Source organism: Mesorhizobium sp. M0571 (assembly GCF_040320985.1).
GTDB lineage: Bacteria > Pseudomonadota > Alphaproteobacteria > Rhizobiales > Rhizobiaceae > Mesorhizobium.
In genome coordinates this window covers 169921-186131 of record NZ_JAMYQT010000009.1, presented here as the reverse complement: position 1 = coordinate 186131, position 16211 = coordinate 169921, and the positions used below count along the sequence as shown (strand labels likewise).

At 61.4% G+C, this 16211-nt stretch carries 18 protein-coding genes and 1 pseudogene; 14 read left to right on the top strand and 5 right to left on the bottom strand.

Annotated elements, in window-relative coordinates; genetic code table 11:
* Positions 1-276 precede the first annotated feature (276 nt).
* Entirely contained in the window at positions 277-1518 is a 1242-nt protein-coding gene (locus NKI85_RS13800) for a patatin-like phospholipase family protein (protein ID WP_352527369.1), read from the bottom strand.
* A gap of 584 nt (positions 1519-2102) precedes the next feature.
* Between NKI85_RS13800 and NKI85_RS13795 the strand changes: the two genes are divergently transcribed.
* The 6 genes and pseudogenes from NKI85_RS13795 (at position 2103) to NKI85_RS13770 (ending at position 6982) form a co-directional block, all read left to right on the top strand.
* The gene (locus tag NKI85_RS13795) at positions 2103-2750 is read left to right on the top strand and encodes a hydrolase (RefSeq protein ID WP_352527368.1); all 648 of its coding nucleotides are present in this window, start codon (positions 2103-2105) and stop codon (positions 2748-2750) included.
* Between the two features lie 72 nt (positions 2751-2822).
* The gene (locus NKI85_RS13790; protein ID WP_352527367.1) at positions 2823-3110 is read left to right on the top strand and encodes a XapX domain-containing protein; all 288 of its coding nucleotides are present in this window, start codon (positions 2823-2825) and stop codon (positions 3108-3110) included.
* A gap of 26 nt (positions 3111-3136) precedes the next feature.
* A complete protein-coding gene (locus tag NKI85_RS13785; RefSeq protein WP_352527366.1) occupies positions 3137-5026 on the top strand; it encodes an amidohydrolase in 1890 nt (629 codons plus the stop codon).
* Positions 5027-5041: 15 nt separating this feature from the next.
* Positions 5042-5490, top strand: a pseudogene (locus NKI85_RS13780) (DoxX family protein).
* A 185-nt stretch (positions 5491-5675) separates the two neighbouring features.
* A complete protein-coding gene (locus NKI85_RS13775) occupies positions 5676-6350 on the top strand; it encodes a YoaK family protein (RefSeq protein ID WP_352527365.1) in 675 nt (224 codons plus the stop codon).
* 113 nt (positions 6351-6463) lie between these two features.
* Entirely contained in the window at positions 6464-6982 is a 519-nt protein-coding gene (locus NKI85_RS13770; RefSeq protein ID WP_352527364.1) for a Dps family protein, read from the top strand.
* 775 nt (positions 6983-7757) lie between these two features.
* Here NKI85_RS13770 and NKI85_RS13765 read toward each other — a convergent pair.
* Together NKI85_RS13765 and choX are read right to left on the bottom strand one after the other, a co-directional pair.
* Entirely contained in the window at positions 7758-8777 is a 1020-nt protein-coding gene (locus NKI85_RS13765; protein ID WP_352527363.1) for an alcohol dehydrogenase catalytic domain-containing protein, read from the bottom strand.
* 12 nt (positions 8778-8789) lie between these two features.
* Complete coding sequence (gene choX / locus NKI85_RS13760; protein ID WP_352527362.1) at positions 8790-9719, bottom strand: choline ABC transporter substrate-binding protein; 930 nt, start codon at positions 9717-9719, stop codon at positions 8790-8792.
* A gap of 82 nt (positions 9720-9801) precedes the next feature.
* Between choX and betI the strand changes: the two genes are divergently transcribed.
* From betI to NKI85_RS13730, 6 genes are all read left to right on the top strand, one after another.
* The gene (gene betI / locus NKI85_RS13755) at positions 9802-10488 is read left to right on the top strand and encodes a transcriptional regulator BetI (protein WP_352776821.1); all 687 of its coding nucleotides are present in this window, start codon (positions 9802-9804) and stop codon (positions 10486-10488) included.
* A gap of 251 nt (positions 10489-10739) precedes the next feature.
* A complete protein-coding gene (locus tag NKI85_RS13750; protein WP_352527360.1) occupies positions 10740-11540 on the top strand; it encodes a tyrosine-type recombinase/integrase in 801 nt (266 codons plus the stop codon).
* A 195-nt stretch (positions 11541-11735) separates the two neighbouring features.
* Positions 11736-12086 (top strand): MbcA/ParS/Xre antitoxin family protein, encoded by a 351-nt coding sequence (locus NKI85_RS13745; RefSeq protein WP_352527359.1) that lies wholly within the window; start codon positions 11736-11738, stop codon positions 12084-12086.
* Positions 12087-12094: 8 nt separating this feature from the next.
* On the top strand, positions 12095-12592 hold the full coding sequence (locus NKI85_RS13740) for an RES family NAD+ phosphorylase (RefSeq protein WP_352527358.1): 498 nt from the start codon (positions 12095-12097) through the stop codon (positions 12590-12592).
* Between the two features lie 63 nt (positions 12593-12655).
* Positions 12656-12910: a hypothetical protein gene (locus NKI85_RS13735; RefSeq protein ID WP_352527357.1), complete on the top strand. Its 255-nt coding sequence runs from the start codon at positions 12656-12658 to the stop codon at positions 12908-12910.
* On the top strand, positions 12886-13119 hold the full coding sequence (locus NKI85_RS13730) for a hypothetical protein (RefSeq protein ID WP_352527356.1): 234 nt from the start codon (positions 12886-12888) through the stop codon (positions 13117-13119). Before NKI85_RS13735 ends, NKI85_RS13730 begins: the two co-directional genes overlap by 25 nt.
* Before the next feature lie 361 nt (positions 13120-13480).
* On the opposite strand, the gene NKI85_RS13725 is transcribed toward NKI85_RS13730, so the two are convergent.
* A complete protein-coding gene (locus tag NKI85_RS13725; RefSeq protein WP_352527355.1) occupies positions 13481-14308 on the bottom strand; it encodes an aldo/keto reductase in 828 nt (275 codons plus the stop codon).
* A 146-nt stretch (positions 14309-14454) separates the two neighbouring features.
* Between NKI85_RS13725 and NKI85_RS13720 the strand changes: the two genes are divergently transcribed.
* Together NKI85_RS13720 and NKI85_RS13715 are read left to right on the top strand one after the other, a co-directional pair.
* A complete protein-coding gene (locus NKI85_RS13720; RefSeq protein WP_352527354.1) occupies positions 14455-14634 on the top strand; it encodes a hypothetical protein in 180 nt (59 codons plus the stop codon).
* Between the two features lie 57 nt (positions 14635-14691).
* Positions 14692-15150 (top strand): nuclear transport factor 2 family protein, encoded by a 459-nt coding sequence (locus NKI85_RS13715; RefSeq protein WP_352527353.1) that lies wholly within the window; start codon positions 14692-14694, stop codon positions 15148-15150.
* A gap of 71 nt (positions 15151-15221) precedes the next feature.
* Here NKI85_RS13715 and NKI85_RS13710 read toward each other — a convergent pair whose 3' ends face one another.
* Positions 15222-16184 (bottom strand): LysR family transcriptional regulator, encoded by a 963-nt coding sequence (locus tag NKI85_RS13710; protein WP_352527352.1) that lies wholly within the window; start codon positions 16182-16184, stop codon positions 15222-15224.
* Positions 16185-16211: the final 27 nt, after the last annotated feature.

Below are 16211 nucleotides of genomic sequence, written 5' to 3'. Positions count from 1 at the left end.
TTCGAGGTTCTGGGCGGCTCAGCGGCGGCGAGTTGGACTGACGCGCCAAGATCCGGTTGCTGCAATTCAGGTTGAGGGCTTCCAAGGCTTCGGTCCGGAGTTCCAAGACCGTCAAGACGCGCCACCGGCGCCCCGGTCCCGGGCGACAATGACTCGTCACTCGAATCCGATGTCTTGCTTATCGGGTCACGCGACATGTCCGACACCTGGGTCTCCAATCATCTGGTCTGGACAATGCCTGATGGCGATTGTCATCGGGTCGTTTCAACAGCAGGCTCATCTGGAAAATCCTGGCGGTGTCTTTTTCCACGGGACGCCGTCGCGGCCCATTTCGTAGCCTTTTGCGTACAGCGCCCGCATGAACTTGTTGTCGAACGGGCTCTTCGCTTCGACAGTGAAGTCTGCGGGGATGTCTATGGAGCTGAAGTCAATCCCATCCCGTTCGGCGATTGCGTAGAGCCGATAGAGGTCGCCGATGCCTTGCGTCTTGATGAGCGACGAGACAGCCTTCTCGGCGATATTCGGCAGGCCGGCTTTGACCGAGCTGTACTCCGGTGTGGTTCGACCGTTGCGGATCACGTACAGCCGCCCCTTGACCCTGGTGTGGAAGGTCTTGTCGAGTTCGCCGAGCGTTAGTCCGGCCGGCATCAGGAAGACCTCGTTGGCGGTGCCACCGTCGACATGCATCTCGTGATAGGTCCTGCCGGCTGCGGTCACCTCCAGGTTGACGGGTGGAAAGATGCCGGGAACGGACGTTGAGGCGAGGATGACCTCGTTGAACAGCTTCCTGCGATCCGGCCGCCCACTCGCTGCAATGGCTCCCATGTCCCAGATGACGGCCCGGTCGGCATCGAGGTTGGTCGTGCCGATAAACAGGCGGCGTCCCTTGGCGTACTCGCTGGCGATCGCCGCAAGCATGTTGTCGGTGATGTGTTCGTCGAGCATCTTGGCGAGCGGCGCATTGCTGGTGAATGAGCCGCTGGAGAGCGCTCCGAGCAAACTGTGCTTTGTATAGATATTGGCGTCGCTGACCTCGGTGAAGCCATCCTTGAGCTCGCCATCATAGGCTGGCCCCAGGAAAGCAAAGGGCGCTATGAGCGCACCTGCGCTGATCCCGGTAACGATGTCGAACTTTGGTCTGGTTCCAGCTTTAGCCCAGCCGGCAAGAATCCCCGCTCCGAAGGCGCCGCTGCTGCCACCGCCCGACAAAGTAAGAGCGTTGAGCTCTCTCATCTTTATGGACGGATCGGCCTTCGACGCTTTCAGTCTCTCGTCGCGCAGCCTGACAAGTCGGCCGGCCGGATAGCTGGCATAGGAATCGCCCCAGACCCGGATGTTGTTTTGATAGCCGGGCGGCTCGGCCGCCGACGCAAATTGCTGTGGGACGCTGTCCCGCGGAAAGGCTGCAATGCATGCAGTGAGCTGGCTTGCGAACAGGCCAAGCGCAATTGCTCGCGCGAGCGCCCCTGCTCTCCTGGAGAGCCGTATCGAGTTGCACACACGAAGAAGGATGTGCACGGCGGCAGAACAGGCTGCACGAGCAAGGCAGGGACGGAATGACCGAGACAATCTGCTTTGCGGTGACCATGGGGTCCGGACTGTCGTCATGAATCTTCCTCTCTCAAGCAGCTTGCGAGATGGCGAGAGGGACTTGCGGCGAGTTCAACCTTCCCGACGCTGGGCGCTGCTTACGAGAGCATGCTTTGATCACGGGCCGGCGCTCGGTGCTTGTACAAAGCACTGGGCATTTTGACGTCTCATGCATGATCGACATGTGAATTAACGCCCATGCGATTGAACCAGCCAACCGCGGCGAGCGGCCTTGACGTCATCGGGGGGGGCAGGCGCAGCTCGCTGCCGTTTGAGCGACGCGCTGCTTCGATGCCTCGAAGCAGCCTCTGCTGAACCGTCGGCAATCCTGCGAGAAACGTCAAAAGCGCGGAGGCTTCCTACAAGCCTTGAATTTGGAGCCGTGATCAAATGTGCCTTACGGAAAACGAAGCTTCCCGACGCTCTCGAGGGAGAGGCGCAAGCGCAGAATGCTCTGCCGGTCAGGCTTTGCACCGAACGTCAATCCATTTCAGACAAGGACGACCATGCCGATGAATGCCACTCCGACACCCGGTTCAGAGCTGATTTCGCCGAAAGACCACACGCTGATCATGATCGATTTCCAGTCGCAGATGTCCTTTGCCACCAAGTCGATCGATGCCGTCCTGCTGCGCAACAACGCCGCGCTGGTCGCCCATTCCGCCGCCGGTTTCGGAGTTTCGACGATCCTAACCACTGTTGCCGAGAAGACCTTCTCGGGACCGATGTTCGACGAGATTACAGCTACTTTTCCCGGCCAGGCGCTGCTCGACCGTACCTCTATGAATACCTGGGAGGACGCCGCCGTCATCAAGCAAGTCAATGCGATTGGCAAAAATCGTCTCGTCATGTGCGGCCTCTGGACTAGCGTCTGTATCGTCGGCCCATCGCTGTCCGCGCTCGATCAGGGCTTCGAAGTCTACGTGATTGCAGACGCTTGCGGCGATGTCTCCGACGAAGCGCATGAGCGCGCCATGCAACGGATGATCCAGGCCGGCGTGCGGCCTATGACATCGCTCCAATACCTGCTGGAGCTGCAGCGCGACTGGGCACGCGGCGAGACCTATGGCCTGACGACCGGCATCGCCAAGACGTTTGGTGGCGCTTACGGCCTCGGCGTCATCTATGCCAAGACCATGCTCGGCGCCCACGAAGGCTGAACCGTCCGGAGTGGTGCCGGCGATTTCCCCGGCGGCACTCCGACAATCCCTTCCGTTCTCCTGGAGCGCCCCATGAAAGCCTATGTCATCTCGCTTGCCGCCGGCCTTCTGGTGGGCATCATTTATGGACTGTTGAACGTCCGCTCTCCGGCCCCACCCATCATCGCACTTGTCGGTCTTCTTGGCATTCTCATCGGCGAACAGCTTCCGCCGCTGATCAAGAACATGTGGCGCAGCGAGCCCGCGGCTCTTTCATGGCTGCATCAGGTGCGCCCCCATGTATTCGGGCATTTGCCGCAAGGCGGCTTGCCATCCGAGTCGCCGGGAAGCCAACGTGCGGACACGAGCGCGCAGGGCTGATTTCCAAACTTGCGAGACAATGAATCATGGACAAAAATACCACGGCAGACCTGATCCTGCATCATGGGCTGATCACTACGCTTGACCGTTCCAATCCGGCCGCGAGCGCCGTCGCCATCGAGCACGGCAAGGTTCTGGCCGTCGGCCGCGACCATGATATCATGGCATTGGGCGGCACCAGGACCAGGATTGTCGACCTCAAGGGCAAGCGCGTGCTGCCCGGGCTGATCGACAACCATACTCACGTCGTGCGTGGCGGCCTGAACTTCAACATGGAACTGCGCTGGGACGGCGTCCGATCGCTTGCCGACGCCATGGCGATGCTGAAGCGGCAGGTGGAAATCACCCCGCCGCCGCAATGGGTGCGGGTGATCGGCGGCTTCACCGAGCTCCAGTTCGCCGAGAAACGCCTGCCGACCATCAAGGAACTCAACGCTATCGCCCCCGACACGCCGGTCTTCATTCTCCATCTTTACGACCGCGCTCTTCTCAATGCCGCAGCCCTTCGCGCCGTCGGCTACACCAAGGAAACGCCGAACCCACCCGGCGGCGAGATCGCCCGCGATGCGGCCGGCAATCCGACCGGCTTGCTGCTCGCCAAGCCGAACGCCGGCATCCTCTATGCGACGCTTGCCAGGGGCCCCAAGCTGCCCTTCGACTACCAGGTCAATTCCACGCGCCATTTCATGCGCGAACTGAACCGGCTCGGCGTGACCGGCGTCATCGACGCCGGCGGCGGCTTCCAGAATTATCCAGACGATTACGCGGTTATCCAGAAGCTCGCCGATGACGGCCTCATGACGGTGCGTCTCGCCTACAATCTGTTCACGCAGAAGCCGAAGGAGGAGAAGGACGACTTCCTCAAATGGACCTCCTCGGTCAAATACAAACAGGGGACGGACTATTTCCGCCACAACGGCGCGGGCGAGATGCTCGTCTTCTCGGCCGCCGATTTCGAGGACTTCCGCGAGCCGCGTCCGGACATGCGGCCGGAAATGGAAGGCGACCTGGAGGAAGTCGTCCGGATCCTTGCGCAAAACCGCTGGCCCTGGCGGCTGCACGCCACCTATGACGAGACCATCAGCCGGGCGCTCGACGTCTTCGAGAAGGTCAACCAGGATATTCCGCTCGACGGCCTGAACTGGTTCTTCGACCACGCCGAGACGATTTCCGAGGAATCGATCGACCGGGTCGCGGCGCTGGGCGGCGGTATCGCCGTTCAGCATCGCATGGCCTACCAGGGCGAATATTTCGTCGAACGCTACGGCCAGGGCGCCGCCGAGGCGACACCACCGATCGCAAAGATGCTGGAGAGGGGTGTCCGCGTTTCGGCCGGCACCGACGCCACCCGCGTCGCCTCCTACAACCCATGGGTCTCGCTCTCCTGGATGGTCACGGGGCGCACGGTCGGTGGCATGCGGATCTATCCGCGCCGCAACTGCCTCGACCGCGAGACGGCTCTTCGCATGTGGACCGAGAATGTCACCTGGTTCTCGAACGACGAGGGCAAGAGAGGCCGGATCGAAAAAGGGCATCTCGCCGACCTCATTGTCCCCGACAAGGATTTCTTCGCCTGTGCCGAGGAAGAGATTTCGTTTCTTACTTCGGAACTCACTATTGTTGGAGGCAAGGTGGTCTATGGCGTTGGTGATTTCGCCGATCTCGACGAGAGCGCCGTTCCGCCCGCGATGCCGGACTGGTCACCGGTCCGCGTCTTCGGCGGCTATGGCGCCTGGGGCGAGGCGGACGGTATCGGGCGCCATTCGCTGCGAAGAACCGCGATCACCTCGTGCGGCTGTTCATCCGCATGCGGCGTGCACGGTCACAATCATGCCGGCGCCAGGCTTTCGAAGCTGCCGGTGTCCGACCTCAAGGGTTTTTTCGGCGCGCTCGGCTGCAGTTGCTGGGCCGTCTGATCCAGGGAGCCATTCATGAACACGAATACTATCGCGATTGAACAGGGACTCGCCGGCAGACTGCTCACCGCACCTACCCTGCGCATATTCGCGCTGCTCGCCTTGTGTGCGGCCTATATCCAGGGCCGCTCGTCAAGCTCCTCGATTTCGGCGGCGCTATCGCCGAGATGGAGCATTTCGGACTTCTGCCAGCACCGTTCTTCGCCGCCGTCGTTATCGTCTTCGAACTCGCGATGTCGGCGCTGATTCTGACTGGATACTGGCGTTGGATCGGAGCGCTGGCGCTTGCCGCCTTCACCCTCGCCGCGACACGGATCGCCCTGCGTTACTGGGAACTGCCGCCCGGCCTCGCGCAGTCCATGGCCATGAATGCGTTCTTCGAGCATGTCGGGCTTGCTGGAGCCTTTGTCCTTGTTGCCGGAAACGACCTTGCCAGTCGCCGGATGTCAGGACCAGCCGAATGAACGAGCCGACCCGCGGCGGGCCGCTTCCCTATAATCCCATTCTTTCGGAAGGGATTCTATTACGGACGTCCATCAAGGATAGCGCGCTTCAGATGATAAGGATCGTGAGGGGTGATCGTTGTCCTTGCACACGCCCTGAGTTCGGTGTGAATCGCTTAGGGAACATAAGGTAAGCGGAGATCATCATGACCAGACCGTCGCTCGGCGTGCTCCTCAGTTTCAACGGCGGTTATGTCGACACGATGGGCTTCCTGGCCTTTGCCGGCCTCTTTACTGCCCATGTCACGGGGAACTTCGTGACCTTGGGGGCAGCGCTCGTCTTCGGAACGACAGGGATTATCGCGAAGCTGCTCGCATTGCCGGTCTTCTGCATCGTCATCCTGCTGACGAGCGTGCTGTCCTTGCGCCTCAAGCTCGCCGGACGAAGAGCCATCGTCACGCTCCTCTCCCTGAAATTTATGCTCTTCACGATCGCCGCCATCGCCGCCTTCGTTCACGGCCCTGTCTCGAATGGCGACTCGCCTGCCGCCATCACCATCGGGATGATCCTCGTAACGGCCATGGCGATCCAGAACGGGCTGCATCGAGCCTATCTTTCCAAGCTGCCGCCGACGACGCTGATGACCGGCACGACGACGCAGATCATGATCGATCTCGCCGACCTCATGACGGCAACCGACCACTCGCGCGAGGTCAAGCAGCGGCTGAAGCGCATGGCAACCAGCCTTCTCAGCTTTGCGATTGGATGCGCTGCCGCAGCACTCGCCTTCGTCGCCTCTCCGACCTGGTGCTTCGTCGTGCCTCCAGTGCTGGTCGGCCTCAGCTTGCTGACCCCTTCCGGCCAACCTTCCCAGGCGTGAGCCCGACAATCTCAAGGAAGCACGCCGTGCAAAACAAAGGATCGAGCGGTTTTCGCATCAATCCCCCGAACGGCGGACCGGTCGTCCGCCCTTGCAACACCAGGAACTGCCTCATGAACACGACCGTAAAGTCACACACAGCTTATGATCTGAAGACACCGACCGGCCTCTGTACGAACGCGACGAAAGACATCGGCGCCGCCGCGACGGTGCTACTCGCCGACATCTTTGCTCTCTATCTGAAGAGGAAGAATTTCCACTGGCATATGTCGGGTCCGCATTTCCGCGACTACCACCGTCTGCTCGACGATCAAAGCGCGGAGATCGTTGCGATGACCGATCCGCTGGCAGAGCGGGTCCGCGCTCTCGGCGCCGGCACCATCAAGTCGATCGGAGACATTTCCCGCCGGCAGCGGCTCCAGGACAACGACGCGGATTTCGTTCACCCGCACGAAATGCTCGCCGAACTGCGTCAGGACAATGCAACACTCGTCGCGAGCATGCGCCCGATGCACGATCTCTGCGACGAATATGGCGACGTGGCCACCGGCAGCCTGCTGGAGAACTGGATCGACGAGAGCGAGAAGCGCGTCTGGTTTCTATTCGAGACGCTGCGCGGCACCAACGGATGACAGTCGGAACTCAATGGATGTCAGATTTTCACCGACCGAAGCTCGCCGCAATGGTAACGTCGGCGGGCGCAACACGAGATGCCGCCCAACATCAACGCCGACGACACACCTGTGAAGCCCGGCAGATCGGTGTCGCGAGCACCGAAGACGCCGGCTGGAGGCATGTGTCGTCTTCGGGCAGGATGAACCAGTGGCAACCTCCCGCGCCGACCGCCAAATCCGTTGATGGCCGCCGAAGCAGCGTTCATGCCAATCAAGAAGGCTGCGGCTCCGGTTCATGGGACCTCGGCTGGTCCAATTGGCCGCCGTGTCGCCACCGACGGCCTGCCGTACAAGCTTTAAATGCACCACGATAGCCCATGCGGCGGCGCGCAGGGCGGCCTCGGGAGCCGATATGGACGGAGGTTCGCCAGTTATGAATTGGCTGACGAACCAAAATATACCGGTAAGCATTGATAAATAACGATAATGGTAGGCCCGGAGGACATGTTCAAACCTTTGATTTTATTGCTTTTTTCGTGGGCCAAAATCAGAAGCTTTCCCGTATCGTTCCGTATGATCTCGCCGCTGATTTAGCTCGAACTCGCGATTCTGCAGACGCTAGCAGGTACAATGCCCATGCCCATGCTCATACATGGCCGCGTTTCCTTATGGCTGCTTGCGCCATAAACGTCATTCGCTGACTCACGGGTTGCCCACCAGATCAGCGCAGCGCCGCCACCGCATTGCTCGTCATACATCTGGCTGTCAGCCAGCAGATCAAGTTGTTGGATCGTCAGGTGTCGGCACCAAAGACAATCGCCAGCCGCCCTTCGGCGTTTCCCGCCTTCAACCGGTCCAGTGCGCTGGTCACCCCGGCGAGCGTGACGCGCTCTACCTGTGCCTCGAACGGCTTTGCCTCATGCAGTTGAATCAGTTCGTGCATCTGCGCGCGCGTGCCGACGCTGGTACCCGTTATCCAGACACCACTCGCGGTGAGCCACTCCTGGCTGAGGGGCACCGGTTGCGAGACCATCGCCGCTGCGATGATCCTGCCACGGGGACGGATTGCCGCGACCATGGCATCCCAGGTTGCTGGCGTCGGCGCAAAATTGATGCACACATGGGCACGCAGGTGCGCCGGCCAGTTGACGGCGAGGCCAGGTGAGGCACGAAGTGTGTGCTCGGCGCCAAGCGAAGCTGCAAGCTGGAGCTTGGCCTCATCCGTATCAACGGCGACGACCACTGCGCCGAGCCGCCGGGCGATCTGGATCGCATACAGGCCCAAGCCGCCGCAGCCGAATACGGCACAGATCTCGCCGGCAACGACCCCCGCCCGCCTCACCGCGCCAAAGGCGGTCAGGCCCGCGCACATTAATGGCGCCAATATGGCCGCAGCACCTTCGTCCGGCACGCGCGCTGCGAAACGTGCATCGGCCACGACGTATTCGGCAAAAGTGCCCGCGACATCGAAGCCATGGGCCCGCTGGTGCTGGCAGAAAGCTTCCATTTCGGAGTGGCATTCATCGCAGCGGCCACAGGTATCGTGAAGCCAGGCGATGCCGGCACGCTCGCCAAGGCGCCAGTCCGTGACGCCAGTGCCCACCTGCACGACCCTGCCCACGCCCTCATGGCCGAGTATCGCCGTCAGTTGCCCCGATACTGGCCGCAGATGCCCTTGCCACACATGCACGTCGGTATGGCATATGCCACTCGCCTCCAGACGAACCAGCAATTGTCCGGGACCCGGTTCCGGCCGCGGCACACTCATGATGCGCAGCGGCTGACCCGCGCGTTCCAGCACGGCTGCAAGCATGCTGTGGCTCATCTAAAGGCCGAGTGCGCTTTTCACGACCGGCAAGCCTGGCTGACCGTCAAGGGTCGAGACCCCATCCAGCCATTTCGCGAGCTTGTCGGGGTTGCGCTTGATCATCTCGCGGGCGGCTTCGTCGGCGGATTTTTCCTCTCCAAGGATCATCCGCATGCCATAGTTTTCGTAAGTGAGATCGAAGGCCAGATTGGCGAACAGCTTGGCCGCGTTGGGGCATTCTGCCGAAAAGCCCTTGCGGCCGATGGTGCGCACAGTGGCACCGCCGAAATTCGGCCCGAACTCGACGTCTCCGCCCGACAGGTAGGTTATCTTGTAATCGAGATTCATCGGATGCGGTTCCCAGCCGAGGAATACGACCCAGCTCTTATCTGCCACGGAGTTTGAGACCTGCGTCAGCATTGCTGCCTCGCTGGACTCCACAATCTGCCAATCGCCAAGCCCGTGTCGGTTGGCCGCCACCATGTCGAGCAGCGGCTTGTTCGATCCCGCCTCGATGCCATAGATCTTGCGGCCGAACTTGTCGGCGTGGGCTGCGAGATCATCGAAGCTTTTGACCCCCTGGTCCGCAACATATTGCGGAACCACGAGCGTATATTTGGCGCCCTCCAGGTTCACGCCCAGCACTTCGACCGATCCTTCATCGAAGTATGATTTGTATTCCTCGTCCTGGACCGGCCGCCAGTTGCCCAGAAACACATCCATGTCGTTTTCCCTCAAGGCCGAATAGGCGACGCCGAGGCCGAGCAAGGTCTGCGAGGCATCGTAGCCCAGGGCATCGAGGATCACCTCGGCGGTGGTGTTGGTCAGGGCGATGTCGGTCCAGCCAAGATCCGCCATGCGGACCTTCTGACACTGCGCCTCATCGGCGGCCATGGCGGGCGAAGCGATCAACCCCGAAAACAAGGCAAAGACGACTGTCGTGCGCATTTGTGGTTCCCCTTTTTCTCGTTGAGACGGACTGCCAGCTGACGCTATGGCGTTTGCGCTGTATGTCAATATAGAATCTTGTATGAGCGTACAAAAATCTAATTTGCTAGAAAGGGAAATGGCGACTCAGAGCAAGCGAACCAGAATCGAGGACATCCGGCGGATCGAGCTGATCGCGGCCGCGCGCCGTGTGTTCCTCGAACATGGGCTGCAAGGCATGACCTCTGCCCGCATATGCCGCGAAGCCGGCATGTCGCCCGGCATTCTCGCTTATTATTTCAAGGGCAAGGACGAAGTCCTGTTCGGCATGGTGCGCTACAACAACCGCCTGCTGATGGAAGATGTCATCGCGCGGCTGCGCACGGCACGGACCGGTTGGGCACGGTTGGAAGCGATCGTTGAAGGAAACTTTCCCGCCACGGCTTTTACCCGCCCCATCGCCAACGCCTGGCTGTCAGTCTGCGCCGAGGCAGGCGTAAACCCGCAATATGCCCGGCTGCAGAGGCTGTTTTACCAGCGATTGCGCTCAAATCTGGCTTCGGTGTTTGAAGGGATGTTCGATGCGACACGCCTTCGCGAGGCGAGCCTCATCATCGCTGCCCTGATCGATGGACTTTGGCTGCGTAAGGCGGCCGCCGACGATGTCGGTCGCGACGAAGCCATAACCCTGGTGTTTAACGGGATCCGATCTCTGTTGAGCAATGGGGAGGAACAGCAGTTGCGTCGCCCATCGAAACGTGAACCCCAGAGGGCAACTCCGGCCGCGTGATCTCGTCGATTGAAAGCGATCGCTCCCCGCTTGTTTGAGCATAGCTCTCCCCACGGCTGACCAGCAGGCAGGCCCAAATTGCCGCTAGCCTAATCTAGCGTAATCCCCCTGCGCTATCGTCGACGGCTGTGGTCGGTCGGTCCAAAGCTGCCAGCTCGGTGTGAGTTTGCGTACGATCAGCCATTCGGCTCATCGGAGGGAATGTCGTTCGGAGCAATCTCGGAGCGTGGCGGACGCGCGCGGCTACGCGAATGGACATTGAGCTGTTTAAGACAGGCGTCGTAACCGGAAAGACCGTCAGAGACGAAAAGCTCGGGCCACGGCGTCGGTCGATCGTGAAAGGCGGCAAGGGTGCGCTGACTCGCACACTAGGGCTTCTTGGTGCGATCTTTGCCTGGGGCATCGATAATGGGCATGTCGAGCAGAATCCGGTACGGGGGGTTCGTCGTTTTGCGGATGCGCAGAAGAAGGCACTCCTAACCGGCGATCAGTATCCCGCGCTGGCAGAAGCCCTTCATACAGTTGAGCAGAAACGCGATCGCCACGGCGCACCCAGGCACAGCCAGATTGGAATCGCTGCCATTCGCTTCATTGCGCTGAGCGGTGTCCGGCGTGGCGAATGTCAACAGTTGCGCTGGGACGAGGTAGATGCTCTGGGAACTTGCCTCGCCCTTGGCGAGACCAAGACCGGACCATCCTTGCGGCCGCTCAGCCAGGCTGCATTTGCGATGATCGATAGTTTGGAGCCGATTTCGGACTACGTGTTTGCTGCCGGGCCTGAGCAGGCCGGTTACCAGGGGCCACCTGGCCTCTGGGAGATGGTTCAGAAAACGGCACGCCTTTCGGCTGAGACCGCCGCGGCCACGTGCCGTGACGAAAAGCCTCCCGAGGGCGGCCCGCTCGATGCCGTGACTTTGCATGGTTTGCGCCATAGCTTCGGGGGCGTTGCGGAACAGCTCGGGGCGACGATTACGACGATTGCCGCGATGCTGGGGCACCGGCTCAGCGGGGTGACCGGTGGCTATATCCTGAACGCGTGGATAGCTTGCTGATCGATGCGGCGAACGGAGTGGCGACCATATCGCTGCGCTGATGCGTGGCGAGGCAGCATCCGCACGGGTGATACAGTTTCGTCCCAGAGGCAGGAGCGCAAGCTCAAAGGCGGAAGCGAGCGTGCCAACCATTGAATGCCGCCAGATTTGACGCCATATTGCGTCATAATATGAGCCGACCACAGGAAGCAGCTGATGGGCCTGATTCAATATTCCGACAACGGATTTTTCGCGCCGCGCAAGATCGCGGAGGCTCTCCGAACGACCAGCGAGGAAGTTGCGAAGACTGCCGGCCTCGGCAAGGACGCCGTCCAGCGCAAAGACCGCGTTCGGTCGGACAAAACCCAGCGTCGGCTGCGCGAAATGGTGGAGATCGTAAATAAGGTCGAGCCGCGCCTCGGCTCGGCGCTCATGGCCTATGCATGGTATCGGTCCGAACCGTTGCCCGGCTTCTCCGGGCAGACGGCCATGCAACTGGTCCGTAGCGGTCGGGCTGACGAGGTGCTCGACTATATCGACGCTGTCGATGCCGGCATCCACGCCTGACCCGGTGGATGCAGTATCGAGGCAAGCTCTATCGGGCGCTAAACCCCATTTACGCGCGCGCGGCGCGTTCGGGTCGCGGTGCTGAGCTTTACGGCGGTCGGTTCAATCCGAAGGGCACTCCCGCACTCTATACATCCCTCTCCGTGCTGACTGCGCTGCGGGAAGCAAATCAGGTCGGCAATTTGCAGCCGACCACGCTAGTCTCCTACGATGCAGACATCGAGCAGATCTTCGACAGCCGGGACGAACAGGCGCTTCTGGCCGAGAGTGTTGATGCCGGCGCGCTTGCTGATAGCTCCTGGCGCGACCAGATGAAGGCGACCGGTGAGGCAGTGACGCAGGCATTTGCCCGAAGACTGATCGGCCTTGGCTATCACGGATTGCTCGTCAGGAGCTTTGTGCTGGGCGCGACCGCGGACGATGTCAATCTCGTGCTCTGGACGTGGGGAGATGCCCCGCCCTCTCGCCTGACCCTTATCGACGATGAGGGTCGGCTGTCGCGGTGAGCTGGTACGGCGGCCCGGAAGATCGGTCTCCTCGGCGGCATCACCTATGCAGTGGAGCTCGGGATGATCCTCGAGCAGAACCCTGTGCATGGCGTTCGCAAACCGAAGGACAGGGTCAACGCCCGCCGTCTCAGCGAGCAGAAGTATCGCACGCTCGGCGATATTCTGCGGCAGGCGGTCGAGGACGGACAATATGAGGCCACCGCAGAAATGATCGGGGTGATCGCCCTAACGGGCTGCTGGCGCAGCGAGGTCATCAGTCTGCGTTGCGGCGAAGTCGATATCGAGGGCAGTTGCGGCATTCCTTCGCCTCGGTAGCGTCAGAGCTCGGTTATACCGAGCCGACCATCGCAGCGATGTTGGGTCATGCAGCGGGCACGATCACCAGCCGGTACATTCATCATCTCGACAGCGTCCTGATCTCAGCGGCCGACAATGTCGCCGCCACGATCCAAGCGATGATGGTCGCGCAGCCGGGCAAAGACGAGCCGACACGAGATAACCGCATCTCGGCCACAGGCCCGTAGCGATTCCGGATATTCGTTTGATTCTGCCTGGCGCGACCGGAATGCCCAAGTCGTTTATGCATTGTTTCGACACGGGCTGGTTCGGGACTTCGATCGCTCACGAGCGGCTATTGTCAGGTCCGCAAATTCAGACTGTGACACGAGCCCCGTTCGGGCGTCCGCGGACGGTATCGCGAGGATAACTTGGCCGACTTAGCTTAACTCTGGCGTGCTGTCGTAGCCGACGGAGGCCACGTCTTTGAGGCCTGGTCCGTCGATGGGAATCGCGAAACGGCGCGAGACACTGGGCGACCGGAACATGGATGCCGACATTCACGCCTTGTGCAATTCCACCCTGCCAAAGCGCCTGCGCCGGTGAACTTCACTCGAGGGCGTCCCACTCCGGAGCGAAGGGGGGCCGGACGAAGCGCTGGTCTTTCGGCAGAGCGGCGATCTGCGCGCGATCCTCGTCGTCGAGCCGGATGCCGAATGCGTCGAGATTGGCCTTCTCGCTTTCGGGGCGCGCGGCTTTCGGGATCACGATGACGTCCTCCTGATCCAGAAGCCAGGCGATGGCCACCTGCGCGGCGCTGCAGCCATGCTTACGTCCGAGGGCAGCGAGTGTCGCGTCGCTCGCGGCCCGACCCTGAGCGAGCGGTGCGTAGCCCGTCAAGGGGATGTCTTTGCCCCGCAGGTAGGACAGCATCGGGTCCTGCGAAAGGAACGGATGGTATTCGACCTGAACGCTCGCGATAGGCGCACCGATCTCCTCCGCGGCATGGCGGATCATGGGCAGGTTGAAGTTGCACACGCCGATCGTACGCGTAAGGCCGCGCTCTCGCACAGACATCAGCGCCTCAGCGTCGTCGCCATGTCCATGTCTCTCGACGGCCACGTGGCTCATGTAAAGATCGACATGGTCGAGCCGCAGCTTGCCCAGGCTGGCGTCAAAGGCCCGGCGGAGCGCATCCGGCGCAAGCTGGTCGTGCCAGGCCTTCGTCGTGACGAAGAGCTCGTTCCGGTTCACGCCGGACGCCTTGATGGCGGCGCCGACCGCGGCCTCGTTCTCGTACATCGCCGCGGTGTCGATATGCCGGTAGCCGACCGCTATCGCGCTCTCGACGACCGGCTGGGCGTCGCCCCCTGGCACGCGGAACGTGCCGAAGCCAATGCGCGGAATCGCAACGCCCTGTGTGGTGATTGATTCCATGATGGTGTCCTTTCGCGGATGTGGCGGCGGCAGGGCACACGCGCCCGCCGCCGCTTCGCGCCGCCGGCTGGTTCGAAAGTCCATGCGGCAAGTCCTGATCGTGTCAGGCGGCTGCCTTGGCCCGGCTCGCCTCGAGGAGTTCGGCGATGACGCTGTCGAGCGTCGTCGTACCTTTGACCGCCGACCGGCCGTGGTCGCTGAAATCGATCCATCCCTCGTTGAAGCCGTCGAGCCACGAGGACGGGCTGGCTTTCTGGGGGCCGCAGCCACCGTCGGATTTCGTCCATAACTACGAGATGGATCCGGACGCCAGACTGCCCGTCTGAACGGGCAAGCAGACATGTTCGACTTGAGACGTCAGAAAACCCGTAGGAGGAGCCGTTATGGGCATAGTTCACACGACAATGACCGACGAGCAGCGAAAGTCGGTCGCCCTTGAGTACCTCAAGTCTCTCGATCGCGGCTCGACTTCGGACGAGCGACCATTCCTTGAACTGTTTGCCGAGGACGCCGTCGTCTATTTCCCGAAATGGGGCGTAGCCCACGGCCGTAGCGAAATCGGCAAGCTATTCGGTGATGTCGGTGCGACCTTCAAGTCGATCCGTCATCACAGCCAGGACTTCAATTACATCTTCTCCGGGTCCGACACGATCGTCGTCGAGGGCAGAAGCAGCGGCGAACACCGCGACGGCCCGTGGGAGGCCGACCATCCGGCCTGGGGCGCCGGCCGTTGGTGCGACGTGTTCGAAATCCGCGATTTTCTGATCCAGCGTGTGTCCATCTATCTCGACCCAGACTATGCCGGGAAGGACACCGCTCGCTATCCGTGGATCAGTGCGTAACAGCAAATCTCCGATGTTGGTTCACCCCGGTGGGGCCAGCGGGCTCGCTGCTCTGCGTGTACGCGCACAGCTCATGAAATTTTTGCAGCGGGAAGGACAAGAAACTTCGCGACATGATGCCTCTGGCAGAAATCCAGGTAGGCCCGGACGATGCTGGAAGGATTCCGATGCGAAGGATAGAGCAGGTTGACCTGCTGTTCTGGCATCGGGTGGTCGGCAAGCACGGCGCATAGCTGGCGGCTCCGTATGGGTTCGGCGGCCAGGAACGGAGGCAGTTCCGTGACGACCTCGCCGGCCAGCGCCCGGCCCCGAAGCTGCAGATAATCGTTTGTGGTCAGCACCGCCTTCGGCTCGATGATATGCTCGCCGAGCCGCCAGATGCCTTGCGTGTTGGCGTCCCGGCACCAGGTAGCGCAAGGAAAGCGGTGCAGTGCATCGGGAGTAGCGGGCGTTCCCAATCGCTCCAGCAGTGCGGGACTGGCAACCAGCCCGTGGCGATAGGAGAGCAGTCGCCGCGCCACCATCGACTCGTGCAGGACATCTCCAACGCGCAACGCGACGTCGATTCCATCCTGGACGAGGTCGACTCGGCGGCCGGTGGTGTACACGCTCAGCTGAATGTCGGGATGTTGTCGCTGGAAGGCGCCGAGCAGTTCCCACCAAGGTTCGAAGGCCGTCGGCAGGGAGAGCCGAAGTCGTCCCCTTAGACGCGCCTGGTCGCTCCTGACCGCCTGTTCGGCCTCGACGAATGCCTCGACCCCTCTGGTCGCATGCTCATACAAACGCGTTCCGGCGTCTGTCAGCCGGGTGCCTCGAACGGAGCGCTCGAGCAGCTGCACCTTCAGTTCCCGCTCGAGTTCGCGGATCCGGCGGCTGAGCGTCGGCAGCGGAATGCCCGTCTGCTGCGCGGTGGCCGACAGGCTGCCGCGCTGTACGACACTCACGAACATCTGCAGGGCATTTAGGTCCACGGCTCGGTTCCCTATCAAATATGAGAGGGAGATTACCAGATACGTGCATAGCACACCATCCATGAGCGGACTAATTTGCCGATATCCGCA